Below are 26,217 nucleotides of genomic sequence, written 5' to 3'. Positions count from 1 at the left end.
GGGTGAAGATCGCCATCATGTCTGACTGTTAATTATGTGACAATCACAATTTTATGAATACAACTTAAGCAAAATCGAAGAGTGAGGAGCTAATGTTTGTTCAATTCCTTCTGTTACCAAGCCTAATTCTTCATGTTTCCACAAATCTCTAGCTTGATGTGCTTCTGAAAGACCCAGTTGTTCAAGCGCTACTTTAATTGTTGCCGTATTCTCACCTGCATTGAACAAGGCAAGATAAGTATGACCTTGATTATTATTGGCAGCCCAAACAATCTTGTCACCATTTTGTTTGATGAGGCGATTATTGTGACTACTTTGATTTACCTCAAGCACCTCTTTATTCGTAAGCAAAGATAACGTCCAGTCATCATTATCACGGAGCTCCCCGCCAAACATAAGCGGAGAACGAAAAATGGCCCACAACGTCATCATCGTAACCTGCTCATCTTTGGTAAATCTAGTCCAGCGGTCCCCTCCGCAGCCATCAACCGACCGAAGTCCGATATGGCCGAGCGGCAGCATATCACAATCTGGCCAGTGACCGGGTCCAACATGTTCGTACCACTTCTCACATCTTTCAAACATGCCATATAACAGACTCCAGTGATCCCAAAAGTCGTCCGTCATTCTCCACATATTTGCATTTCCCTTTAATTCTTTTGTGTATTCTATAGGTGCAGGACCTGGAGACAGACTCAGAACCATGTCTCTTCCGCACTGGTCAATTGCGTTTCGAATGAGCCCGATTTCAGCTTTATGAAAATAATAAAGTCTAGAAGCTGCTATGTCATCCACCTTAACAAAGTCTACTCCCCACTCCGCATACATTTGAAACAAGGAGTTGTAGTACTCTTGGGCACCTTCTTTTGAGGCGTCTATTCCATACATATCGGTATTCCAAGGACAAATAGAATTTGGATGCGCAATATCTCTAGCCTTTACATTCGTACCTAATAAAGGGGTATTGTTATGAACCGCCTGCCGGGGGATTCCGCGCATGATGTGGATACCAAACTTCAATCCAAGGTTATGTACATAATCTGCTAATGGTTTAAATCCTTGTCCATTTGCTGCTGAAGGAAAGCGATTCACTGCTGGTATTAATCTTGAATATTCATCCATCTCTAGGGGTACAAATGGGCGATATGCCGAGGAAACAGCTCCTGCTTCGTACCATTGAATATCAACAACAACGTATTCCCAGCCATAATCCTTAAGGTATTCAGCCATATAGTCAGCATTGCCTTTTACTTCATCTTCTGTGACGGTTGCTCCATAGCAATCCCAACTATTCCATCCCATTGGGGGGGTTTTCGCAAAAGTGTGATGTTTCATTTTTGTTGTTCCTTTCTTAATTTTATTAGGTTCTTGTCCTAATCATACGGAACACGCGCGGCGTTTTACAATAACATTTTCTAAATTGTTCGTACAAATTTACTTGCTGCCTTTCGGCCAGTATTATTTTTCTTTATCCACTATATCGATAATTGATAAAAGATCATTAATTACTTCTAACGGTTTATGAGGGGTATCTGGCAGCCTTTTTCGGTGGTTATACCAAATCGCCTTCCATCCCGCTTCCATTGGTGCTACGACATCATTGGGCCAGGAGTCCCCAATATACAACATTTCACTTGGGAGCATGTTGACTTGTTTTGCGACATGATGAAAAATTTGTTTGTTTGGTTTTGCCACCCCCACTTCATCAGAAATGAAGATATGATCTCTAGAAACGTAACTTGTCAGGTCAAGTGAGTGTATTTTATTAGACTGATGTTGTACCGGCCCATTTGTAATGATACCAACAAGTTTCCCCATGGCTTTTAAAGCATTTATTAATTCCGGAACGTCCGCAAATAACTGAAGTTGGTCCAAATTCAACTCATATTGTGCTTGAAATTCACTTGCTTGTTCATTCGTGATGCCCTTTTGAAAATATTCAAGTGCCATTACAATTCTAGCTATCCGCAGTTCTTCTAACGTCAACTCTTGATTACTATATTTTTTCCACAGCAAATCACTGAAGTCCCTAAATTTTTTATACAATGACTCTACATCCATTTGTTGAGAAAGAGCAGGAAATGAGTCTTTAAACGCTTTAGAAAAAGGATATAGGTGGTCATGTAATGTATCATCTAAGTCAAAGAAAATTGCATTAATCGCCATTCTGTCCTCCTAAAAGACAATTTTACCAATGAACTTGTACTTCTTTTTTTAAAAGTTGTATGGTATTTTAATAGTACTATAGAAAAAACGAAATATGGAGAGCTAACATGAAACAATTATTCAAAATCCTTGAATTTGTAACAGCCTTTTTCCAATTAAATCTCCTTTGGCTATTATTTTGCCTGCCTGTCATTACGATTTTCCCCGCCACCGTGGCAATGTATTGCGTGATTCGCCAGTGGGTATTGCATAAAGACTATAGTGTTTTTCGGAATTTTTTCCAATACTTTAAAGAGAACTTTAAACAAAGTTTCATTTTAGGGATTATCTGGATAATTTTTGGGGGATTGTTTTTCCTTAATTTTATGCTATTGAAAAACTTTACTACATTCCAGTATGTACTCTTACCTGTTTTATCGTTACTAGGATTAGTAATGCTTTTCATCACCACTTTTATTTTTTCAACCATTGCAAATTACAATGTTAATTGGACAACTGCAATCAAAAACTCCTTATTCTTTTCAGTCAGATATATACTAGTAACACTGTCACTCATGGTCCTACTAATCTTAACAATATTAATCCTATTCACCTGGAAGATAACCTTCATGTTTATCTTCTGCGTATACGCTTATGCCAACTACCATCTATGTAACATCGTATTCGAAAGAATCCAACAACTACAAAAAACATAACCCTAGAAAAGCTGTTCAAAATGGATACCGCCTGCGGCGGAATCCATTTTAATTTTATACCAACTATCTTTATGCAACTGTCCGCCTGAGGTGGACAGTGTCCACGAGCGGTGACAGGCACCGTTATTGGCACCGTTATTGGCACCGTTATTGATTTAAGTATGCCCAGGCATATTGGGCGTAGAGTTCTGCGCCTGTGGCGAGGGCGTCTTCGTCGATGTTGAATTTGCCGTGGTGATGGGCCCATTCTGTGTCTTTTACCGGATTTCCGCTGCCGACTAGGGCGAAGCTGCCTGGTGCGTGGGCGAGGTATTCACTGAAGTCTTCGCCGCCCATGGTTGGTTTTTCGTTATAAACCACATCTTCCCCAAATGCTGCTGCAGCAACGGTTTGAACTAAGTTTGCACTATACTCATCGTTAATGACGGCTTTGGTTCCACGAATATATTCCACCTTTGCCGTTGCACCGTATAGTGCAGCCACTTGCTCAGCATAGTGCTGAAGCTGGGTTTCAATATGGTCCCTCGTTTCAGGGTGGAAACAGCGTACCGTTCCTTCAATTACAGCATTTTCTGCAATTACATTGAACCTTGTACCGACGGCCATTTTTCCTATCGTCAGAACAGCTGGATGCTGCGCATCGATGGTTCTAGATACAACGGTTTGTACATTCATGACGAAGGATGAAGCTACGACAGCAGCGTCAATACACGCATGGGGCATGGCTCCGTGTCCGCCTCTCCCCTTAAATGTAACCTTAAATAAATCAGCAGAAGCAAAGGATGGCCCTGGTGTACACGATACTTTATGAGTAGGCATCTGCGACCAGATGTGGATACCAAAAACGTTATCCACACCTTCCATTGCACCCTGTGCTACTAATGCCTTCGCTCCCTCCGCTACTTCTTCAGCCGGCTGGAACAACAAGCGTACATTACCCGGTAATTCTTCTTTTATTTCATTTAGGGCTTTAGCAGCAATCAAAAGCATCGATGTGTGTGCATCATGGCCGCACGCATGCATTTTTCCAACTTCCTTTGAAGCATACGGTAGATCCTTGTTAAGTTCCTCTACCTGCAAAGCGTCCATATCACCTCTCAAAGCAACCGTTTTACCAGGCTTTCCACCATTAATTTCTGCAATAACACCGGTAGGTTTCGTTTTTCGGTAGGAAATTCCTAATTCATCAAGATACTCACAGACAAATTGAGTCGTCTTAAATTCCTCCCAGGAAACTTCTGGTTCACTATGAAGCTTTCGCCGTAACTCTCTTAGTTCCTCGCTATATGATTGAATCGCTTTTTTGATTTTTGCATGAATCATATTTATTCCGCCTCCGTCAACTTTTTCGCCGCTTCATATAGAACATGAACAGCATTTGCTATATGCTTTGAATCGGACCATTCTTCTGGACAGTGACTTAATCCATCTTTACTCGGAATAAATAGCATACCTACATTGGTAAAATCAGAAAAGACCATCGCGTCATGACCTGCACCGCTGTTAATCGAACATTTAGAAATACCTAACTCACTGGTCTTTCTCTTTAACAAGGAGACAATATCCTTGTTCATCTCTTTTGGTTGTATATATAAAAGCTGCTCAACACATACTTCAATACCTTGCTTACTATAAAAATCCGCTAAGTCTTTCACTTTTCGGATCACATTCAAAACATTCTCTTCCTTGCCTGAACGGATGTCCACCGTAAACACCGCCCTATCAGGAATGACATTCGCCCCGTTTGGAAAGACACTTAATTGTCCCGTGGTGACAACAGTTCCTTCTCCTTCCGCTTCTGCAAGTTCTGGGAATTGTGCGATTATCTTTGCTGCCGTCACCAACGCATCAGCTCTGCGGTCCATCGGAGTGGTACCAGCGTGCCCCGCCTGTCCCTTTACAGTTACTTCTAATTGAGTCAAACCAACAATCGCTTCAACCACACCAATTGAAATATCTTTTTCTTCAAGAATCGGTCCTTGTTCAATATGCAATTCCAAGTATGCCTTCATGGTTTTAGGATCTCTCTTTTTAGGAAGCGAAGGATCGAGTCCAATTTTCTTCATGGCCTCGACTGCATAGATTCCATCTTTATCTTTTAAACTATTAAAACCTTCCTCATCTAATAACCCTACGATTCCACGCGACCCCATCAGTCCGCCGCCAAATCTAGAGCCTTCTTCTTCAACAAGAGCAATCACTTCTAAAGGATATTTCGGTGTTAACTTGTTCTCCGCAAAAAGCGCCGCTACTTCTAGTCCTGCCACAACTCCAGCAGGGCCATCATAAGAACCGCCATTTGGAACGGAATCAAAATGGGAGCCTATCAGAACACTTGGGCCCTCCTTTAAAGTACCCTCAAGCTTTCCAAAAATATTTCCAAACCCATCTTCACGAACAATTAGACCATAGCCTTTCATTTTCTCTTTTATATACTCACGTGCCTGCAAATCCTCATGACTATATGTAAGCCGAGTAGTACCTTTGCCCGGTGTTGCGGTAAAGGTACTCAATGTGTCAATATGGCTTTCGATTCTAGCCTGCACGAGGTCAAGATTTATATCTACTCTTGTTTCCATCTACTTCAAACCCTTTCTTACAGGAATCCTACAAAAATACCTGCTAGTACGACTGACACCATTGTAACGGTAATGAATCCTCCGACAAGCATAGGAGGCAGCATATGGCTGGTCAGCATTTCTCTTTCCTTTTCATCTTCTGTTAAGGATTTAATGACTTCATTTGTGATAATGTAATCCGCTGGAAATCCATATAATGCGGTCAGCGATACAGCGAAAGCCATTTCTTTACTCACCTTTGAAATCTTTCCGGCAATGAACGAGAAGATATACATCCCGATTACCGCTAATACGATTGTACCGACAAGTGGATAGATAATTTCAAGCATCATGCTTGGTGTCGCTTGTTTTAATCCATCAAAAATAAAGAGCATAAGCGCGACAAGAGCAAATCCGAAACCATTTGCTTTTTGTAATACCTGTTTTTCAAGGAATCCAACACTTGTTGCGATTACCCCAAACAATAAGCAAAGAACAAACGGGCTGATTGAAACCACTGGAGCTAATAGAGTTGAAGTTAAATAAGCTAGATATGCAACCAATGAAAGTCTCAAAAACTTAAAGAAGTCGGTATTATATTTTTCTGGCATATTCTTAAAAAGTTTTAACTCAGGCTTGGGAGTCGCTGCAGCAGCAACTTCAGCTGCCGCCTGTCCTTGTGGCTCTACCGCAAGTTTTCCACTGCGATATTGCTGAAGAAGTCTCTTTCCTTCTTTTTTCAAAACGACAGAAGTGATCGGATATCCCGCAAATCCCTGCATTACATAAATAACGATGGCGAATACAGATAAAGAAGCAAGCCCTGCTTCCTTAGCTCCTTCTGACATGATCAAGGCGGATACTACTCCACCTACTAAAGGAGGAATGGCAACAACAACTGTCTGATAGCCGAAAAGTAATGTTCCAATACCAAATAAGATTGCGATAATTCCTAAAATTCCTGATAGAGCAATAACAATCGTTTTCCACTGATTTTTCAATTCCTGCAGGGATAACAAAGTTCCCATATTGGTAATTAATAAATACATCATCATCACCGCTACCACTGGCGGTACTCCTGCTACTGCTACGATGTCTTGTGGGAAGAATGTCCAATATCCTAAAAGGAACAAAACAGCGCAAACGAATATAGAAGGTACCCATGCCTTTGTCCGTACTGCAACTAAATCTCCGATAAATAAAATGGCCATAAGAATGACTAAAGCTAACATCTGTGACATAAGAATTCCTTCTTTCTGGTTAGATTTACTAAACTTTCGTCTCGCGAAAGAATTATTATTACAAGAATAATAATATAATTATACTTTTCAGTCAATTTAAATTATTGGAAATTTTCGTGTAATCGTTTTCACTTCATTTTTAAGTTTAAAATTAAACGTATTATTTTAAATTAAATAATAATTTTATTATTCTAAAAATGAAATTTTTGTAAAAAATACACCCTCATTCAAATTGAACAAGAGTGTATTGGGAGTTTTATTTGTCCACAATTGGCACGAAAATTTTCTCGTACTGATAATCACCATCAACTTCATTAACTTTAATAACGGACGCGTTTTCTACCGGTTTAAAATTCTTCAACTCTTCTATTGGCCAATTCATCAGGAAGGTTAAAAGCATATGAATAAACGCTGCATGGGTAACAATCACAATATTTTCATAGCGTTGCTGCTTTCTCACACGTTCTACTACCGTATGCATGAACATTGTCGCACGCAAATACACATCTGCAAGGGATTCTCCATCTTGAAAGCGAAAGTAAAATTGACCCGCCGCTTTGAACTCCTTCTTCTTTTCAGGGGGACGATCGGCAAAATCATAAAGATTCCCAAGTTCCCACTCTCTTATTAAAGGATTTTCGAATAATGGAACGCCTTCTGGTAATAAAGTATGAATGGCCTTAGCGGTCTGCATCGTTCTTAAATAAGGTGAACTGTACAAAACAGTCTTTGGAGAAACAATTGTTTTGAAAAATTCAGCTGTTGCCTGGGCTTGTTTAAGCCCCAGTTCCGTTAAACTATGCCGGGAATCATGTGTATGTGCCATAACTGTTTTATCTACATTATGCTCGGCTTCACCGTGGCGGATGAGATAAATATTCAACCATTTCCAACCCCTCTGCAAATCTATTACCTCTATTCTACTTCACCCCTCTGCTCTGTTACCCTGTAAACGTTCGACAACATTTTACAACCATAGAAAAAAGCACCTTCCGTTTGGAAGGTACCACACTTAAAAATTATTTAGGAACGTACGAATTACGTCTGCTCCCCCAATAAGTGTTCCAATCGAACCCCCGATATTGGTAAGGATGATAACCAGCAGTACCCTTGTAAATTTATTTCGCCAAAAGCCTTTTATAGAAAAAACGTCTTCTGATAATGTTTCAAAGTCTGCAACACTCGGGCGTTTAATATAGGCTTGTACAATTCCCGATACCCAGCCAGCCGCCAGCAATGGATGTAAGGTAGTGATTGGCGCAGCCAAAAAGGCTGATAATATCGCCAATGGGTGCCCCAAGGCTGCAGCTGCACCAATCGCCGCTGTGATTCCAGTCCAAAGGATCCAGCTGATCGCTTGGTCCATACCTGCCGCTGGATTGAGAAAAAAGGTGAATGCAATAAGAGCCACAATCAGCAGCGGGATGGCCCAGCCAATGATTTGAGGTGTTTTAGATTTTGGTTGTGTTTTAGTTAGAGATTGTAAATCATGGTCACGATGAATTTCTTGTGTAATTCCCGGAACGTGTGCTGCTCCTAAAACTGCTACCACCTTCTTACCAGGTGCTTCTTTAATTTTTTGAGCTAAATATTGATCTCGTTCATCAATTAAAGGCTTCTTTAGTCGAGGAAATGCTTCCGAAATTTCCGCAAGAGATGCATTCAATGTATCCTGCGTTTTCATTTTTTCAAGTTCTTCTTCTGAAATAGATTCTTTATTAAAAATGCTATAGAATATCGAAGTTAGCAGCTGTCCTTTACCCCAAAAACTAACATTGCTCCAAATTCTCGAAAAAGTAATTTGGATATTACGGTCGGCTAAAACGAGCTCTGCTCCTATTTCTTTTGCTGATTCAATCCCTTGAATCATTTCCTGTCCAGGCTTTGTATCAAACTGCTTGGCTAATCGGTTTTGGAACGAGGAAATAGCAAGATTCATCAATAGTAGTGTTGCCTTCTTTTCTTTAATCACCTTAAAGATATCCGTTTCTTTCCATTTGCTGCCTTCCATAATCGATTTATAGCGTTGGTCATCCAATTCAATACAAACAGAATCCGGACGTTCTCGCTCAATAACCTCTTTCACTTGCTCTACACTTTTCTTGGAGACATGAGCGGTGCCAATTAATATAATTTCTTTGCCGTCCAAGTCAATTCTAGTTATATTTTCTTCTGTCATAATCTACTTCCTTCATCATCAATTTACTTATTTCATGTAAATGTCTCTATCTTTATAATGAAGTAGAACCCGGAGAATTTCAACACAATTAAATGGATGCAGTTAGATTTGAGGTGATACATATCCAGCAGTTACTCTTGATCCAACAAGTGATTGATTATATTGAAGAATACATTAAGGAGGAAATAGACCCTGAATACCTGGCAAAAATGGCGGGGTATTCTCCTTATCATTTTTATCGAGTTTTTCAAAAGCATACCGGTTATACGCTAATGGACTATGTAGTTAAGAGAAAGCTCCAGTATGCGTTATATGAATTAGTAAATGGCAAAAAAATCATCGAAATTGCCATGGATTACGGATTTGAAACCCATGCCGGTTTTACAAAAGCTTTTAAAAATGCTTTGGGAGTCCTCCTAGTCTATATAAGATTCATTGTCCCAAATCATTGCCGCAAAAATTAGATTTAATTAGTATTCATCGAAAAAATACAGGCGGAATTGTGTTGCAGCCGATGATTGTTACGAGGCCGGCGTTCATGGTTGCCGGAAAAACTTTTAAGATTACTATGAGAAATGTATCCTTTACAAGAGATGCACCTGCGATTTGGGATCAAGAAGGACTGGCAGATGGTTCTATCGAAAGATTGCTCTATAAGACGCTGGCCCCTAAAAAACACGGGGAGTACTGTATTAACTTAAGTCCCTCAACAGCAGAAGATAAATTCACCTATTTATTTGCTGTCGAATTTGACAAAGGCACTTCGCTTCCTGATGGGCTGACACCTTTTGAACTACCGCCAGCTACTTATGCTGTGTTCAAAACTCCTTTGGTCGAAGTCGAAAAGTTTGCTTCAGCTATTAAAGGAACATGGAAATATATTTTAGAGGACTGGTTCCCGCAATCATCTTATGAAGTCGATGAAGAGGCCTTTGACTTTGAATACTATGATGAACACTGCCACCACTGGGATTACGAAAAAGTCTATATGGAGATTCACATTCCGATAAAAGAAAGAGGATGACTAGTCATCCTCTCAATCTAGTTTTTCTCATGATGTGGTTATATAAGAATAGAACAGGCATTAAAATAATCGCACTAGCCAAAATAGCAATTTTAATCGTAAAGTTTGAGGCAACCGCGCCTATCACAGGGCCGCCGCCAATTTGGCCAATTGCGTCTACCTGGCCTTTGACGGAAAAAAAGGTAGCACGTGTAGAAGAATCCGGGATGATTTTATTTAGCCAAACACTTTCTAATGGATACATAACGCTTCTTGAAATTTGAATAATGATATAGAAAATCAACAAACCAACAGCGAATGTGGTAAAAGCAAAACCAATTAATGCACCGATTATTAAAATGCTGCCTATAAAAAGAGCCACATAAATATGCTTAAGCTGCTGGTGGATGGAACTATTCTCAATGAAATGGAGAGCAGCAAATGTTAAAAGAACAACAATAAATTGAACCCCGCCCATCAGTAAAACTAACTGACTGTCAGAAAGATTCGATAGACCTGATTGCTCAATAAAATGGGGAATCCACAAGCGGTCAAATCCCTCGCTATATAAGCCAAAAAATAACGCTATAAGAAATAGGACTCGCATAAGAAAATTGACTCTAGAAAAATAAAGAATTTGGCTCATATTTTCCTTAATGTTCATCCAAACCGTTACTCTTTCCACTTTTTCAGCCGGTTTAAAATTCTCTTCTTTCATAAAGAAAATTAAAAGGACGGATAGCACGACTAACCCAATACCGCCTAATACGATTGGCAAATTAAGCAGATAATACCCTGCCAGCATACTTAATGGAATGGCAAGGACTTTTCCGAGATTACCTGCCTTGGCACCTTTAACAAATGCAGAAGAAGCACGTTCTTCGCCAATCTCATCGGCAATCCAAGCTTGATGAGAACCACTCGTAAACGTATATCCAATCCCCCAGATGATTTGAGATAGAATAACCGCCGTAAACACCGGAAACATCCCCTCAATAATAAAACCTGCCCCAATCAAGAAAAAGCCAATAATGACAGATAACTTTCTGCTTTTTAAATCAGAAAGAATTCCAGTAGGAATTTCAAAAAGGAAAACAGTCGCCTCCAACACCGTTCCCACTAAAACCAACTGCAATGGAGTAAGTTGAACGGTTTCTACTTGATATAACAAGTTGACGGTAAATACAAAAGTAAAAAACAATTGTGATAAGAAACAGGTGTAAATATAAACCTGATACGGATCTTTTTTCTTTAATAAACTCATCATCTTTCCTCCTCACCTAAATCATAATGGGAGGAGGGACGCATTTCTTTTCCTAATTTGCGATTCTTGCAATTTAACTATTCTCTTCGTTATCTTTCCTATCCTCTTCACTTATCGGTACGCCGCCTGCTTTTATCCCCATCGTTTCTCTAATCTTTATCAAGTCAGCAATTTGTGAGGTATTTAATTCATTCGCCTTTTTTAAAATAAAGGTGGAGTGCATAAGGATGTTGGCGTAATGTTCAAGTGATTCCATTCGGAAGTATGCCTCCATCAAATCCCTTCCCCATGTCAGGGCTCCATGGTTGGCCAAAAGGACAGCATTATGCGTATTGCAATATGGAGCAATGGAATCCGGTACTTCTTGTGTTCCAGGTAAAGCATAAGGCGCTACTGGTACATTACCTAACAACACAATCGCCTCTGGTAACACTGGTTTATCAAGGGGAATCCCGGCAATTGCAAAGGATGTGGCAATCGGAGGATGTGCATGAACCACTGCGTTCACTTCTGGGTTTTCATTGTAAACTCTAAGGTGCATTTTAACTTCGGATGAAGGTTTCAAATTTCCGGCAAGGACATTACCAGAAAAGTCCATTTTCACCATCATGTCAGGTGTCATATAGCCTTTGCTTACTCCAGTAGGTGTTGTCCAAATTTCGTTAGGCCCCACTTTTACGGAGATATTTCCGTCATTAGCTGCTACATAGTTTCGGTTGTATATCCGTCTTCCGATCTCACAGATCATTTCTTTTGCTTGATTATCGGAATTGTATTTTTTGTTATCCTGCATAAGTTAAGGCTCCTTTTTTTGCAGAAGTTCTAATATATTCTTTATCCATTACCATAATCTAATTTTATGGTTGGTATGTCAATTTGTTATACACTTAAGGCTGTGTTTAATCGTACAGATGTATAAATGTCAATGAGGACTAATCAGAGAATTCTAAGTGAGATTCGTTCTTCATAAGCTGGATGAAAAGACAAATCAGTAGTTTCTTCATGGAGATTCGTCCTTCATAGGCGTGATGAAAGACAAATCAGAACTTTCCCCATTGAGATTCGTCCTTCATAAGGAATTTCGTGCCAAATTCACCAGCTGGCTTTACTCAAACCTACATTAAACAAAGGAAAAAGCTGAGCCCATATTAGACTCAGCTTTTACAATATTACTTTTTAAACATTTCCGAAAGGCTTTCGGTATATGGCGCGTAAGCAATTCCCTTTTCCGTAACAATCCCCGTGATTAGCGAATGATCGGTTACATCAAAGGCAGGATTATAGGTTTGAACACCCTCCGGTGCCATCGATTGCTCATACCATTTCGTTGTAATTTCCTCAGAAGGACGTAATTCGATATGAATATCATCCCCTGTTTGGCATTCTAAATCAATTGTAGATAGCGGTGCACAAACGTAGAATGGAATATTATAGTGTTTTGCAAGAATCGCCACACCAGATGTTCCAATTTTATTTGCCGCATCACCATTTGCCGCGACACGGTCACAGCCAACTAAGACAGCCTGAATTTTCCCTTCCTTCATGACGATGGAAGCCATATTATCACAAATTAACGTAACGTCTACTCCAGCCTGCTGGAGCTCCCACGCCGTTAAACGGGCTCCTTGAAGTAATGGTCTAGTCTCGTCTGCGTATACTTTAAAGTCATAGCCTTTTTCCTGCCCTAAATATATCGGGGCTAATGCCGTACCATATTTGGCCGTAGCGATGGTACCAGCATTACAATGGGTTAGTAATCCCCAGCCTGGCTCCAGCAAGGACAATGCATGCTCTCCAATTGCTTCGCAGATTTTCTCATCCTCCGCACGAATTGCTTCAGATTCCTCTTTAAGTGCTGCCTTCACTTCTGCCACACTTTTCCCTGCTTCCTGTTTAAAACGGTCTTCCATCCGATTTAATGCCCAAAACAGGTTTACAGCTGTTGGCCGTGAAGTAGCTAAATAATCCTTCACTTTCTTAAAGTCTGCAAAAAGAGCTTCATAGGTTTCTGCAGTCGACTTCTTCGCACCTAAATAAGCACCATAGGCTGCAGCAATCCCGATTGCGGGTGCTCCACGGACCTTTAATTGATAAATGGCATCCCATATATCTTCCATTTCCTTTAATTCTAGGAAATTCGTTTCGTTTGGTAATACCGTTTGATCTAATAATACTAATGTATCATTCTCATCATCTAGTCTTACGGATTGTATGACAGTAACTGGATTTTGCATTAGGCTTAAGCCCCTTTCACAGATGTAAGTTCAGCAGATTGAATCACATTGATAAAATCTGCTCCAGTTTTAATATTCTCGCGATTTAAGATAAATGTTTTTCCAGCGATTAAACAGATTTTCTCTGCCCGGATTCTTGCTTCACGATCTGCAATCGAAGTAATATCCTTTACCTTTGCAAGCCCGATAATTCTTCGTAAAAGTTCAAGGCCCGCTGCAGCCGCCGTATCTCGTAAAATCGTATCTAAATAATATCCCTTAAACCCTTCATAGCCAGCCACTCGTTCAGTCGCTTTTTCATCCCAAGCTTTGTTGAATTTATCTATAAATAAATTTATTACATCTTTAATCGTAGTGACAAGGTAATTTAGGTACTCATCTCGTGTTTCTTCGTCTTCGATGGTAAACTTGCCGTTCGCATAAGCAAAAATAAGATTGGCTATTACATTCCCGATATCGTAGCCGGCAGGTCCATAAAAAGCGAACTCAGGATCTATTACCTTGGTAGAATCTTCTTTTATAAAAATAGAGCCAGTATGAAGGTCCCCATGCAGCAGCGACTGAGCATTGGTCATAAACTCAAATTTTAATTTTGCACTTTCAAGTACTAATTTTTTATCATTCCAAATCGTTTCTTTTACGAATTCCTTCGAACCTTCAAATATTTCATTACGAGGGCAATCATAAAAAGGTTCTGTGTAAACCAAATCTTCTGTTATTTCACAAAGCTCCGGGTTAATGAATTGCTTAACAAGAGCTTTCTTTTCCTTATGTTCCACTACAACATCAGATGTTAATAACAAGGTATTTACTAGAAATGTAGAAATATGGTCAGCAAAAAGCGGGAATTTCTTGTGTTTTAAGAGAGCTGTTCTCATAATCTCATGATCGGATAAATCGTCCATTACCGTGCAGTTCATAATCGGATCATATTTGTATACTTTTGGCACAAAACCAGGTGCTAGTTTGTGTTGGAGTTCAAGTATTTCATATTCAATCCGATTTCGGTCTGGAGACAATTTGAATTCATCCGAAATACGTGCCACTGGTCCCGCTTGTTTAATAATGATAGATTGATTGTTTTTACCATCTACGATTTTAAAAACATAGTTTAAGTTGCCATCACCAATTTCATTACAAGTTAATGCCGCTTCTTCTGGAAAAAGTTTAATTGATTTTGCATATTCAATTGCGTCTTGTTCCGTCATGGTGAAATAATCAACTGTGAAATCCTTCATTACGAACCCCTCCATTATTTCTTTTTATAATAAGTTAACGCAAGTGCAAGAGCCAGAACCGTTCCTTTCACAATATCCATTGCGTAATATGGAACAGACATCATGACGAGACCATTTTGAAGGATTCCAATTAGCACTGCACCAACGAAAGTACCAAAAGCATTCGGTTTGCCAGCGCCTAATACGGATGACCCAATAAACGCAGCTGCTACCGCGTCCATTAAATACGGCGCACCTGAGTTAATTTCAGCTGTCATGACACGTGAAGCCAGTACAATACCACCTATCGCCGCAAAAGTTGCAGACATTAGGTAGGCTGTAATTTTATATTTGTTAACTGGTATACCGGATAATCGAGCCGCTTCCTTGTTTCCGCCGATCACATACATGTAACGTCCATGTTTCGTATAATTCAGAAATATATGAACGAGTAGAACCGCTGCAATCATAATGACGATAATCCATGGGACTTGCCCAATTTTTGAAAAGACTTCCGGAATCGTACCTGTTGAGAATGAACCGTCCGGCATAACCATGTTTTGAGATACAGTCGCACCTTTTGTATAGGTCAAGGCAATTCCTTGAATGATAAACATGGTAGCTAATGTCATTAGCATATCAGGAATTTTTACCTTTACGATCATAATAGAGTTAAATGCACCCACTACAAGTGCTGCGCCAATCGCCGCTAAGAGTGCCACGAAGATGTTTTGCGAAAACCATACAAACATTGAAATGACGACTGCATTGGTTAATGAAACGGTTGAACCGACCGATAAATCAAAGCCATCCACCGATAAGGAAATGGTAATCCCAATCGCAATAATGGTGACAATGGATATCGACCTAAGAATATTTACGATATTTCCGCCGTCCATAAAAGCAGGATTCGTGATGGAGAATATGACAATTAACGCTAAGATTGTTATTATCGTACCGTATTTGTATAAAAAATCAAATAGTTCAAATCCCTTTTTTGAGGGCACTTTTTGCTGCACTTCTGGGTTGGCACTGCTCACTTTATTTACCCCCTGTTGAATAAAATAATAATTCTTCTTCATTCGTTGATTTTGTGTCCAGCTCTTTGGCAACTTGTCCATCATAAACTACATAAACACGGTCAGTAATTCCTAAAATCTCTGAGAATTCACATGACGCATAGATAATCGATTTGCCGCGTTTCGCTAACTGTGAAATGAGTTCAAATATATCTTTTTTCGCACCAACATCAACACCCTTCGTTGGTTCATCAAAAATATAAATCTCTGCATCCGCAATCAGCCATTTACCAATCGCTACTTTTTGTTGATTACCGCCAGATAGATTTTGTACCCTAGTTTCTTGAGAGGGTGTTTTTATTCCTAGACTTTTAATCATCTGACTTGAAACTTCCTTTTCTCTCTTGAAGTCTAAGAAGCTCGAAACCTTTGAAAACTTCCCTAAGCTTGCAGCAGTCAGATTCGCAGCTACGGTCTCCTGTACCAAAATACCTTCTTTTCTTCTCTCCTCTGGTACAAGGGCTAACCCATGCTTTACCGCTTGATTTGGGTCCTTTATTTTCACCCTGTTTCCTTTGATCTTGATTTCACCTGCAGTAATTTTTGAAGCACCGAATAATACTTTACAAAGCTCCGATTTTCCTGCCCCTACTAATCCGGCAATTCCGACAATTTCGCCTGCATTGGCGTGCATAGTAAAATCTTTTATCATCCCAGTATCATAAAGTCCATTTACTTCTAAGACATGCTCCCCAATTTCTACCTTATTTTTTGGGAATTGTTCGTCTAGTTTTTCCCCGAGCATATATTCGACTACTTTGTTTTGAGACGTTTCAGCGATCTTTTCTTTACATACAAATTCACCATTTTTCATAACCGTAATATCGTCACAAATCTCAAATAACTCAGGAAGGCGATGTGAAATAAAAATTATTCCGACATCTTTGCTTTTTAAATCACGAACAATCCTAAACAATTCCTTGGTTTCTGAGTGACTTAACGGTGCTGTCGGCTCATCCAAAATGAGAAATTTACATTGCTTAACCAATGATCGTGCAATAATAACCATTTGTTTTTCAGCTAACGTTAATTCACTTACCAATGTTTTTGATGAAATCTTTACATGAATGCTATTTAATATGTCGGTTGCTTTTTCATGTATATGCTTCCAGCTGACGAATTGTTTTTTTCCCATATCATTGACGGTTTCATTTAGCATGATGTTTTCCCCAACCGACAGATACGGAATTAATGCTGTGTCGACTTCTTGATAAACAATTTGAATCCCAAGATCTTGGGCCTCCTTGGGCGAACGAATATTGACCTTTTTTCCATCCAAATATATCTCACCAGTATAATGATCATAAGCCCCTGAGAGAACCTTCATTAACGTTGATTTACCGGCTCCATTGGCACCGATAAGAGCATGAGTACTTCCTGTCTCTGTAGAGAAAGATACTTCGTTTAACGCTTTTACACCCGGAAATTCGATTGAAATATTTCTCATTTCTAATAATGTTGTCATGCTCAGTCCCCCCTTTCTTTAATTTGCCTGAAAATTCAGCCTCTCCCTATCATACTATTTCTCGCTAAAGTGGTAAAACACTATGTCTATATTGGAAATTAATGCTAGCACCAAAACAAAAACAGCATAATCCCTTATATTTCTAAGGGATTATGCTGTTTTTTTATTATACTAATTTAAAAATATTTCCCGTTTTAATAGATTGATAGCAAGCCTCGATGACACGCATATTTTGGATAGCATTCTCACCTGAATAAGAAGGCTCTCCATCCTCCAAAATCACCTTTGAGATATGCTCCACTTCTTCCCGATAAATATCGGCAACGATTTTCTCTTCTCTTGTGACTCCCTCTTTTTGAACAATCACAAGTCCTTCTCCACCATGATTATCTGGACGGAATGCTCTTGGTACTATTATTTGCCCCTCTGTTCCAATCACTTCATATTCAGCTCTAAAAACCATATCAAAGCTGCAATCAAAATGAGCATGTACACCATTTTCCATTTGCATATATCCGAAGGCGGATGTGTCTACTTGATAATCTGAATCAATATTGGCATGAACGTGGACTTCCACTGGCTCCGACTCTACTATATTTCGAACGGCATGAATCGTATAACAGCCAACATCATAGAGACTACCTCCGCCCTTTTCAGGGTCCGTTTTAATACTGCCTTCTCGTTGGGCAAGTGAAAACGAAAAGCTGGCCCGCATGAATTTGACTTTACCTATCTCGCCACTCTTAATGATTTCTCTTACTCTTTCATGCTGCGGATGAAATTGATACATAAAGGCTTCCATAAATTTAACATTATGCTCACGGCAAAATTCAACCATTTCTTTTGTTTCGTCAGCCGTTAAGGAAGCTGGCTTTTCACAAAGAATATGCTTTCCATGTTTGGCGGCTTCAAGTGTCCACTTTTTATGTAAATGGTTTGGCAGCGGGATATAGACTGCGTCTATCTCTGGGTCTTGCAGCATTGCTTCATAACTATTGTATGTCTTTGCTATATTAAACTGCGCTGCTATTTCTTCCGCTTTACCACTGCCCGAAGCAATTCCCGCAACAATAGCATTATCTGCACGTTCAAATGCTGGGATTAACGATTATTGTGCTATTTTTGCGGTGCTTAATACTCCCCATCTTACCTGTTTCATCTACTATTCCTCCCTCAACGTTCCGGTTTTAATATAACCAATTTTTTCGACTATTTCTTGGCCCTGAGGTCCTTTCATCCATTCCAAAAAGGGTTCAATGGTGGTTTTGGTATTATCCTTTAATGTTATCGCATAAAGGTTTGCAGTAAAAGGATATTTTCCGCTAGCAATATTTTCAGGAGATGGTTCAATCCCATCTATAGCAAGAAGCTTAATATCGGGATTCCCCCTCATTCCGGTTGCAAAAAAGCGGAATGAGAAACCAATTGAATTATCGTAATTCCGGTAATCTGCCACTTGTTCGATAATCCCGCCCATTCCTTCTGGAACATCTTCCTTCAAAGGTTCCATAATCGGCGTGTCACCCATAATCTTCTCGAGAAGCGTTTGACTGCCAGAATTTTTCGGACGTTGAAACGCTATTATTCTTTCGTTCTTTCCTCCAAGCTCCGACCAATTATTTATTTTTCCAGAGTAAATACTTTGAATCTGAGAAACATCTAAACTTTCTACTTTATTTTCCGGATTTACAAAAAAGACAAATGCCTCCTTGCCAATCGGCGTCATGACCAATTCTTTTCCCTGCCTTTTCGCCGTTTCCTCCTGCTCTTTCGAAGGTTCCGCACCAAAGTAAATGTCTACTTCACCTGACAACAGCCTTTCATAGGAGTAGATTGTATTGGTGAAACTGACGATATCCCACACGTTCCTGAATTCACCAATGTTTTTATAGACTGTGTTCGCAAAAGCAGAATAGACAGGATATGCTGCTTCTGCACCATCTAAAATTGGCATATCGCTAGGATCCTTTATCGTAAAAGTAGAAGGCGCTGCAAGCTTTGGCAGCTTATTATTTGGATTTGTAACTTCATATGGGGACAAATCTGTGGAAGAATAGCCTCCGCCATACTCAAATCCATAGGACGGCAGAACTGTCTTACTCCGCTGCCACTGAACTGCAGCACCCGTACCCATGGCTAAGACGAAAACTGTCAAAAGTGTTAATGCTTTTCTTTTGTTAATAGCGGGGCGAATCCTTTTTGCCAGGAGTGAACCGAAAAAAGTAAACATAAAGGCTAGTTCATATGCCAATGGTGCCCAAAGAAACAATCTTCCCTCGCCCATTAACATCGTGATAAAAAAGATTGGGGCCATAGCTATATGTAAAATACCATAAATTAACCAGGAATCAGCTCCATAAAACCCGCCGTTAATGACCATAAAAATGGCCCAAAGTACCGCTGTATAGGCTAGCGGAATAAGGAACAGTAGTTGTAGTCTTCTTTTATCATCACTTTTGAGCAGTGTCCTGCTTGCAATCCCTCCGGCAGCACATCCTCCAATGATAAGCGGCAGAATAGTAGATAACAAAAAGTTATTTGCTTGAATTAAGATGGTGATGAACGAAATCACTAGTGGTGCTACACCAAAAAACAAAAACATTTGAAACATATTTTTCTTCATAGAAATGCCCCCTCCTTTTAGTGTAATTTTACACTCCTTTGAATTATTTTACAACTATCCCGTTAAATGGAATACAATAACTGTCATATCCAGCTCTTGTAAAAAGAAGGATTTATATAAGAGAGATTAGAATACTATATTTTTAATCTTATAATTGAAGAAGAGCTTAGTGGCATACCTTCCCTTTGCACAAAAGCATGGCTTTCTGCTGTATGCGCATGTTTTTGATTTAAGATTAAATATGAATCACTATAGGAGGATCGAACATGGAGAAGTTGCAATTTTTATACAAGCTTAACTTAATCCCTTCATTATTGAATGAAGCTAATTGGACTGAAAAAGAAGAAGCCATTGTTCAGCGTCATTTTGAGGTGCTTCAAGGGTTGCTGCAAGAAGGAAAACTTATCTTAGCAGGCAGGACATTAAATATGGATCCTACAGGGATGGGAATTGTTATTCTCGAAGTTGATTCTGAGGAGGAAGCACGGGAACTGATGGAAAATGACCCTGCTGTAAAAGAAGGAATCATGGAGGCAGCACTTTTTCCATACCGAGTGGCGTTGATAAGAAAGTAATGTCCTATCCAGCAATATATCGCAAAAAAAAAACGAATCTCAACATTATCTTTGAGAATCGTCTCTAAACAAGCTTACCATGTACTCTAATTCATTTTTAGTCCATTGTTGTTTTTGAGCAAATGCTGCTGCTGCCATGTATTTTCCGTAAGTATCAATAAAATTTCCGATTGCCTTTTTCATATTATTACCACCTTTGTAAAATTTATATCTTTATTATCGTACATAAGGGGCTCTAATACAAAGCTCTAGAAAACGGAAACATTTGCTATAAAAGCGATAACATTTGCATTGTAAGCGTGTTTCATACATATTTTTCTTATCATTGAGCGATTTTTCGGTATTTTACAATGAAGAGGTTTTTTACGTGATTTAAATGAAAAAAGACTAGGATAAATCCCTAGTCTTTTACTTTGATGATGCAGCCCCATTTAAAAGCCTTACATATTGAAAAAGTAATCCTATCAGCCCGCCCACTATACTTGGGAACAGCCATCCTAATCCATTCGTGTAAAGCGGAACGAAGGTGAGTGCTGTCGAAATGGAGGCTGCTTCAATACCGGCAGTTGTTAAGCCATCATAGATACTAACAATTCCTGCCCCAATAATTGCCCCTATATAAACAGCTCTAAATACTGGTATATAGGAGTGTACTAAAGATAACAAAATTAGAACAATCGCAATTGGATAAATACTAATTAACAGCGGGATAGATACAGAAATTAATTGACTTAAACCTAGATTCGCCATCGTAAAACTAAATAAACAAAGAAAGGTTACGACAACAGGATAGGAAAGTTTCGCAAACCGCTGGCTAAGATACTCCGCACAAGCAGAAACTAAACCTACTGAAGTAGTTAGACATGCTCCGGTAATAACCAATGCAAGAATGATGGACCCGATTGATCCAAATAAAAGTGAAGTGACAGATGAAAGAATTTCCCCGCCATTTTCCTGGATTCCAACACCCTCAACACTTGTGGCACCAATGAAAGATAACGATACATAAACAAACGATAACCCAATCCCTGCAATAATCCCGGCCTTAATCGTATAAGACCGAATAGCAGCTGCAGTCTTTATTCCCATTTCTTTGACACGATGAATCACAACCACTCCAAATACTAGTGCAGCGATTGCGTCCATGGTTAAATACCCTTCGACAAACCCGCCAAAAAACGCCCCGTCTCTGTATTTCCCCGCCACTTCACCGAAGGAACCAATCGGAGATGCAAATCCTCTGATCGAGATTACTACAATTAATAATAATAGTAACGGAGTAAGAACTTTTCCTACACGATCTACTAACTTTGCCGGATTGAGTGCAAGCCAAAATGTGATAAGGAAAAATACGAATGTAGAGATAAATAACCCCATGCTGCTTTCATTTGACAGGAATGGAGCAATACCGATTTCATACGTTACAGTTCCGGTACGTGGTATACCGAAAAATGGTCCAATCGTTAAATAAATAATTACCGGAAAGACTTTAGCGAATCCGGGGTGTACTCGATTGGATAAGTCATTTAAGTCTCCGCCTGATCTAGCGATAGTGAAGACAGCTAAGAGAGGCAGGCCGACACCTGTAACTAAAAAACCAATGATCGCTGACAGAAGGGATTCACCAGCTTGCTGACCTAGTAACGGCGGGAAAATAATATTTCCAGCACCTAAAAATAAAGCGAACATAAAAAAGCCTAAGGCTATAGTTTCTTTTAATGGTAATTTTCGTTCCATGTGAAGCTCCTATCTCTCAAATAATATTTTCATTTCAATATTTCAGAAGAATAAAGAATGTATAAAGTGAATTCCCTATACTAATATACAAAATTTCGACAAAAACTGCAAAGAATTTTTTAAATAGTTGTTCAATTTCTACTGGAAATTTCTCTAAAAAAACCAAAGAGACATCAGGTGATTGAACCTGGTGTCTCTGCTTTTATTTCGATAACAAGGCTAAAACTGTATCTAATAAGACGTTTACGCCCTTTTCACACTCTTCCCACGAGGTCAGTTCTTCTTCACAATGGCTTTTTCCATTAAAACTCGGAACAAATAACATCGCGGAAGGTACAAGGCTGGCAATAAATTGAGCGTCGTGTCCTGCACCGCTAACCATTCTCTTATGGTTATATCCAAGCGACTGAGCCGATTTTTCTAGTTGGCTAACGACTTCTGTATCAAACCAAACCGTATCCCGCTCCCATAATTTCGTTGTTTTAACCTCGCACCCTTCGTTTAAACCGCGAGTTGGAAGTTCTTCAACAAATTCTTTAAAAGTCCTGACAATCTCAGGATTTTTGTGCCTTGCTTCTAAAGAAAATACCACCTTATTTGGGATGACGGTATGAATACTCGGGTACACGTTTACCCTGCCGATGGTAAATACTAACTCTTCATCTAATGAACCCAACACCCTGCGAATTTCATTAATTAGATTATTGGCTGCAAATAGAGCATCCTTTCTCATACTCATCGGTGTCGTCCCTGCGTGATCAGATTCACCTGTGATTTCAATATCGTAACAAGCCATACCCACCACGCATTCCACCACACCAATGGACAAAGCTTCTTTTTCAAGAATAGGCCCTTGTTCAATATGCAATTCTAAGAAGGCAGTCCCCTCTTTTAGACGATCCCCTTCTTCTCCTTCATATCCGATCGATTTAAGTGCTTCTTCAAAGGTTATCCCCGCAGAATCTTTCTTTTTCAACATCACATTCTTATCAAATTTACCGGAAAGCACTCCTGATGCCATCATGGAAGGCTCAAATCTCGCACCCTCTTCATTCGTAAAATTAACAAGTGTAATCGGGATTTGAGGTTTGATATTATTTTCTACCAATGTTCGTACCACTTCTAAACCAGCTAAAACTCCTAGCACACCGTCAAACCTGCCGCCTTTTTTAACTGAATCCAAGTGGGAGCCAATCAGTATTGGCGGCTTATTCTCAACGCCTTCTAGTGTCGCGTACATACAGCCCATATCATCAACCGTTACAGTTAAGCCCAACTCTTCACAGCCTAACCTGAAAAAATCCCTGGCTAAACGGTCCTCTTCTGATAATGCCAGTCTAGTTACTCCGTTATTCTCTGTCCTGCCAAAGCTTGCAAACTTTTCAAGTTCCTTCTCTAATCTTTCCCCATTAATTAAAAGCTTTTGCCGCTGCATATCATCTCTCCTTTTAAAAATTGTAGGGAGCCTTGTAACATATTTATGTAATTGTTCAGTTAATATTAATCAGGCCTAATCTTTTATAAGACAAAATATTTACATTGTTTCTTTCAAGGAATTTCCTGCAGATAAATGTTTATCTTTTTCGTTTTTGGTATAACCTATGTTCGAATATGGACTAGAAGTATATATGGAGGTGTGGTAATGTCAGAGTTAGAACCTTTAGAGTACCAAACGGGAGCACCTATACTGGATTACGATATTATTAAGATCAAGAACACAGCTAATGGGTTTGAGGTCCTGCTTGATATTAATTTAGACAGCGGCTATTCCCTATCAGGGACAACCCTAGAAATTACTCATGAGGATTTACAAGGTTATGATACAAATGAGATTGAAGAAGGTATTAAATATGCTTTAGGTTTTTTTGAGAAAGAGGTAGAATAACCCTTCTCAAAAGCTGTCCTTCTTCAACATGATGGAGTGGTTATATGCCCAAGGCAAAAGCGAAAAGTGGAGTAGGCAGAGGAACAGGTAAGAAGGGCTGGAATCGTTGGCAGGCCGGCGCTAAAAAAGCAAAAAGCGCTAAGCCTTATGTCAGCAAAGGGACTAAGCGAGCGCCGTCTGATCCGGCACCTGATAAAACCGACTGATGTCGTCCAGGCATTCAATCAAACGTTTGATTAGTTTATCAACTGATTTAATCAAACGTTTGATTAGTTTTTTTATCCTAGTTCTATTGTATATTGCTGATTGTTTATTTCATTATTAGAAAAAACACGTTCTACATAATGTATTTCCTTCTCAGACATTAATAAAACAGTTGAACTCCTTGTCCCATAATTTTCACTCTTGATAAACATGGGCGAAAGCATTCTTTCCAATTCTAATGAAACGCCAGTTTGAGGAAGTTTTTCGTCCGTAGCTTGATCTGCCTTTTGAAGTAAAGTTAAAAGACTTTCTACTATATCACTTTGTTTATTGTTTATGATTTCAGTTAAACCGGCTTTGCCTAATTGCACTTTAGGCCATTCAGTATTTAATAAATGATTGCTGACACCATAGATCCCCGGCGTTAACCTCCCTAACTCCTGGCCAACATTAGAATAATAGTATAGATGATCTCCATCACCAGCCAATAAATTGTATCCAGGATACACTTCATTATTTCTAGTTAGGCTCTTCATATACTGAATAATATCTCCATCATACTTCAGGGCGCCTGATACAAGCTCTCCTCGTGAACGTTTTCCCTCCGTTACTTCATTTGGATTCCGAAAATTCGTTAAAGCCGCAAACCTACCTTTTTTCGTGACACCCATCCAAGTTCCCATTTTTTCTAGGTCCCGGCCAGCCAGGATTTCAGGGTTATCCTCCCAAAAATGTGCAGGTGCAGTCGGTCTCTGATAAAACTCATCTCGATTAGCAGCAACGATTAGCCTATACTCTGGATGTACTTTATGAGCAAACAATATTAAACACATTTTTTTCACAACCTTTATGAAAATAAATCTTCAACTGTTTCTTCCATTTTATAGTATTCCATGAGAGGAATAAAACTAAATAAACCTTGACCTGAAACGCGTTTCATATTCTATGATGATTTTGCAAGGCAATGCTGCGCCTAGCCGGCGTAACCACAAGGGCGTAACGGCTGCGCTGCATTTGCTAGAGGCTATGAGAAAAGACATCCCTTAAAGGATGTCTTGAAATGATTATTTTTTCTTAGCATGTTTTCGCATATCAAAAGCGACGGCTACGATGATGATCGCACCTTTAACGATAAATTGAATGTATGGACTTACACCTAAGAATGCCAATCCGTAGTTAATAACTTGAAAAATTAGAACCCCTGTGATGACTCCAGGTACAGTTCCAATTCCGCCTGATAAAGATACGCCGCCTACTACACAGGCTGCAATTGCGTCTAACTCGTACATATTTCCGGTATTATTGGTTGCACTGCCGACACGGCCGGCTTCTAATGTACCTGAGAATCCATATAATAAACCGGCAATCATGTAAATGATGATAATATTTTTTGCAACGTTAACCCCGGAAACCTTGGCAGCTTCTGCATTACCGCCAATTGCATACATGTTTTTACCGAGTTGTGTTTTATTCCAAAGTACCCAAATGATAATTGAAAATGCGATCGCATATAAAATCAGGTATGGGAATTCATATTGACCCAATTTAATTCCTTTTTGTGCGAAGGTTGTAAAGCTTTCGCTCAATCCGCCAATTGGCTGTGCTCCATATGGAGGTCGGTCAAAGTAGATAGAAGTAATTCCATAAACTCCAATCATCATACCCAAGGTTGCAATAAAAGGCGGTACATGAAATTTAGATACAATAAATCCATTTAATGTTCCAAAAAGTCCGGTTACCAACATTGCAATAATAATCGGAACAAATAGGGGTAATTCCGGTAAATTCGGATACATCTTATACGCATAATCCCCAGCTTGCAATAAAGAAGCTGATACTACTGCTGCAAGTCCGACCATTCTTCCGGCTGATAAGTCTGTCCCGCCTAAAATCAAGATCCCCGCTATCCCAAGAGCAATAATGATCCTTGAAGATGACTGACTCAGGATATTAATTAAGTTTGTCATCGACAAAAAGTCAGGAGACGCAATCACAATTCCAATAACAAGCAAGAGTAAAAATACATAGATAACATTATCAAACAGCCATTTTGTAATAGTAGATTTTTTAGTGGCTTGAGTATTCATTTTAA

26 protein-coding genes are annotated in these 26,217 nt (G+C 39.4%); 6 read left to right on the top strand and 20 right to left on the bottom strand.

Translation table 11 applies throughout. From position 1 onward, the window contains the following. Positions 1-51 precede the first annotated feature (51 nt). Complete coding sequence (locus tag QNH29_RS03110) at positions 52-1,335, bottom strand: glycoside hydrolase family 27 protein (RefSeq protein ID WP_283863405.1); 1,284 nt, start codon at positions 1,333-1,335, stop codon at positions 52-54. A 123-nt stretch (positions 1,336-1,458) separates the two neighbouring features. Further along, complete coding sequence (locus tag QNH29_RS03105) at positions 1,459-2,166, bottom strand: HAD family hydrolase (protein ID WP_283863404.1); 708 nt, start codon at positions 2,164-2,166, stop codon at positions 1,459-1,461. A 107-nt stretch (positions 2,167-2,273) separates the two neighbouring features. On the opposite strand from QNH29_RS03105, the gene QNH29_RS03100 reads away from it, so the two are divergent. Next, positions 2,274-2,861 carry a YesL family protein gene (locus tag QNH29_RS03100; RefSeq protein ID WP_283863403.1) on the top strand — a complete coding sequence of 196 codons (588 nt, stop codon included), beginning with the start codon at positions 2,274-2,276 and terminating at the stop codon, positions 2,859-2,861. A 147-nt stretch (positions 2,862-3,008) separates the two neighbouring features. Here QNH29_RS03100 and QNH29_RS03095 read toward each other — a convergent pair whose 3' ends face one another. The 5 genes from QNH29_RS03095 to QNH29_RS03075 all read right to left on the bottom strand — a co-directional run bounded on the left by QNH29_RS03095 (position 3,009) and on the right by QNH29_RS03075 (position 8,839). Next, positions 3,009-4,184 carry an amidohydrolase gene (locus QNH29_RS03095; protein ID WP_283863402.1) on the bottom strand — a complete coding sequence of 392 codons (1,176 nt, stop codon included), beginning with the start codon at positions 4,182-4,184 and terminating at the stop codon, positions 3,009-3,011. A gap of 2 nt (positions 4,185-4,186) precedes the next feature. Beyond that, positions 4,187-5,440, bottom strand: a complete 1,254-nt coding sequence (locus QNH29_RS03090; RefSeq protein ID WP_283863401.1) for a Zn-dependent hydrolase — start codon at positions 5,438-5,440, stop codon at positions 4,187-4,189. Between the two features lie 17 nt (positions 5,441-5,457). Beyond that, positions 5,458-6,660: a hypothetical protein gene (locus tag QNH29_RS03085; RefSeq protein ID WP_283863400.1), complete on the bottom strand. Its 1,203-nt coding sequence runs from the start codon at positions 6,658-6,660 to the stop codon at positions 5,458-5,460. Between the two features lie 256 nt (positions 6,661-6,916). Then, entirely contained in the window at positions 6,917-7,543 is a 627-nt protein-coding gene (locus QNH29_RS03080) for a histidine phosphatase family protein (protein ID WP_283863399.1), read from the bottom strand. 129 nt (positions 7,544-7,672) lie between these two features. Beyond that, a complete protein-coding gene (locus tag QNH29_RS03075) occupies positions 7,673-8,839 on the bottom strand; it encodes a TraB/GumN family protein (protein ID WP_283863398.1) in 1,167 nt (388 codons plus the stop codon). A 92-nt stretch (positions 8,840-8,931) separates the two neighbouring features. Here QNH29_RS03075 and QNH29_RS03070 point away from each other — a divergent pair, with 92 nt between their 5' ends. Next, positions 8,932-9,303, top strand: a complete 372-nt coding sequence (locus tag QNH29_RS03070; RefSeq protein WP_283863397.1) for a helix-turn-helix transcriptional regulator — start codon at positions 8,932-8,934, stop codon at positions 9,301-9,303. Then, positions 9,288-9,863: a GyrI-like domain-containing protein gene (locus QNH29_RS03065; RefSeq protein WP_283863396.1), complete on the top strand. Its 576-nt coding sequence runs from the start codon at positions 9,288-9,290 to the stop codon at positions 9,861-9,863. Before QNH29_RS03070 ends, QNH29_RS03065 begins: the two co-directional genes overlap by 16 nt. 4 nt (positions 9,864-9,867) lie before the next feature. Here the strand turns inward: QNH29_RS03065 and QNH29_RS03060 are convergent, their stop codons facing one another. The 8 genes from QNH29_RS03060 to QNH29_RS03025 all read right to left on the bottom strand — a co-directional run bounded on the left by QNH29_RS03060 (position 9,868) and on the right by QNH29_RS03025 (position 19,724). Next, a complete protein-coding gene (locus QNH29_RS03060) occupies positions 9,868-11,109 on the bottom strand; it encodes an MFS transporter (RefSeq protein WP_283863395.1) in 1,242 nt (413 codons plus the stop codon). A 70-nt stretch (positions 11,110-11,179) separates the two neighbouring features. After that, the gene (locus tag QNH29_RS03055) at positions 11,180-11,899 is read right to left on the bottom strand and encodes a class II aldolase/adducin family protein (RefSeq protein ID WP_283863394.1); all 720 of its coding nucleotides are present in this window, start codon (positions 11,897-11,899) and stop codon (positions 11,180-11,182) included. A 376-nt stretch (positions 11,900-12,275) separates the two neighbouring features. Beyond that, on the bottom strand, positions 12,276-13,340 hold the full coding sequence (gene mtnA / locus QNH29_RS03050) for an S-methyl-5-thioribose-1-phosphate isomerase (RefSeq protein WP_283863393.1): 1,065 nt from the start codon (positions 13,338-13,340) through the stop codon (positions 12,276-12,278). Between the two features lie 5 nt (positions 13,341-13,345). Beyond that, positions 13,346-14,578, bottom strand: coding sequence for an S-methyl-5-thioribose kinase (gene mtnK, locus QNH29_RS03045; protein WP_283863392.1), 1,233 nt, complete (start codon positions 14,576-14,578; stop codon positions 13,346-13,348). A gap of 14 nt (positions 14,579-14,592) precedes the next feature. Further along, entirely contained in the window at positions 14,593-15,597 is a 1,005-nt protein-coding gene (locus tag QNH29_RS03040) for an ABC transporter permease (protein WP_481858772.1), read from the bottom strand. Position 15,598: 1 nt separating this feature from the next. After that, the gene (locus tag QNH29_RS03035; RefSeq protein WP_283863390.1) at positions 15,599-17,101 is read right to left on the bottom strand and encodes a sugar ABC transporter ATP-binding protein; all 1,503 of its coding nucleotides are present in this window, start codon (positions 17,099-17,101) and stop codon (positions 15,599-15,601) included. Between the two features lie 166 nt (positions 17,102-17,267). Beyond that, on the bottom strand, positions 17,268-18,173 hold the full coding sequence (locus QNH29_RS03030; protein ID WP_349654906.1) for a Gfo/Idh/MocA family protein: 906 nt from the start codon (positions 18,171-18,173) through the stop codon (positions 17,268-17,270). 90 nt (positions 18,174-18,263) lie between these two features. Continuing rightward, positions 18,264-19,724, bottom strand: a complete 1,461-nt coding sequence (locus tag QNH29_RS03025; protein ID WP_283863389.1) for a PstS family phosphate ABC transporter substrate-binding protein — start codon at positions 19,722-19,724, stop codon at positions 18,264-18,266. Between the two features lie 266 nt (positions 19,725-19,990). Here QNH29_RS03025 and QNH29_RS03020 point away from each other — a divergent pair, with 266 nt between their 5' ends. Then, a complete protein-coding gene (locus QNH29_RS03020) occupies positions 19,991-20,299 on the top strand; it encodes a YciI family protein (protein ID WP_283863388.1) in 309 nt (102 codons plus the stop codon). Positions 20,300-20,344: 45 nt separating this feature from the next. Here QNH29_RS03020 and QNH29_RS03015 read toward each other — a convergent pair whose 3' ends face one another. From QNH29_RS03015 to QNH29_RS03005, 3 genes are all read right to left on the bottom strand, one after another. Beyond that, the gene (locus tag QNH29_RS03015; RefSeq protein WP_283863387.1) at positions 20,345-20,482 is read right to left on the bottom strand and encodes a hypothetical protein; all 138 of its coding nucleotides are present in this window, start codon (positions 20,480-20,482) and stop codon (positions 20,345-20,347) included. A 225-nt stretch (positions 20,483-20,707) separates the two neighbouring features. Then, a complete protein-coding gene (brnQ, locus tag QNH29_RS03010) occupies positions 20,708-22,036 on the bottom strand; it encodes a branched-chain amino acid transport system II carrier protein (protein ID WP_283863386.1) in 1,329 nt (442 codons plus the stop codon). 202 nt (positions 22,037-22,238) lie between these two features. Next, on the bottom strand, positions 22,239-23,471 hold the full coding sequence (locus QNH29_RS03005; RefSeq protein ID WP_283863385.1) for a Zn-dependent hydrolase: 1,233 nt from the start codon (positions 23,469-23,471) through the stop codon (positions 22,239-22,241). Positions 23,472-23,678: 207 nt separating this feature from the next. On the opposite strand from QNH29_RS03005, the gene QNH29_RS03000 reads away from it, so the two are divergent. Beyond that, positions 23,679-23,921, top strand: coding sequence for a hypothetical protein (locus QNH29_RS03000; protein WP_283863384.1), 243 nt, complete (start codon positions 23,679-23,681; stop codon positions 23,919-23,921). A gap of 44 nt (positions 23,922-23,965) precedes the next feature. After that, positions 23,966-24,127, top strand: a complete 162-nt coding sequence (locus QNH29_RS02995; RefSeq protein ID WP_283863383.1) for a DUF3934 domain-containing protein — start codon at positions 23,966-23,968, stop codon at positions 24,125-24,127. 72 nt (positions 24,128-24,199) lie between these two features. Here the strand turns inward: QNH29_RS02995 and QNH29_RS02990 are convergent, their stop codons facing one another. Together QNH29_RS02990 and mglC are read right to left on the bottom strand one after the other, a co-directional pair. Further along, on the bottom strand, positions 24,200-24,958 hold the full coding sequence (locus QNH29_RS02990) for an NRDE family protein (RefSeq protein ID WP_283863382.1): 759 nt from the start codon (positions 24,956-24,958) through the stop codon (positions 24,200-24,202). A gap of 231 nt (positions 24,959-25,189) precedes the next feature. Next, positions 25,190-26,212 carry a galactose/methyl galactoside ABC transporter permease MglC gene (mglC, locus tag QNH29_RS02985; protein ID WP_283863381.1) on the bottom strand — a complete coding sequence of 341 codons (1,023 nt, stop codon included), beginning with the start codon at positions 26,210-26,212 and terminating at the stop codon, positions 25,190-25,192. Between the last annotated feature and the right edge of the window lie 5 nt (positions 26,213-26,217).

This window comes from Neobacillus sp. DY30 (genome assembly GCF_030123065.1).
Lineage (GTDB): Bacteria > Bacillota > Bacilli > Bacillales > Cytobacillaceae > Neobacillus.
Note: the sequence above shows the minus strand (reverse complement) of the source record. Positions and strands in the feature narration are given on the sequence as shown.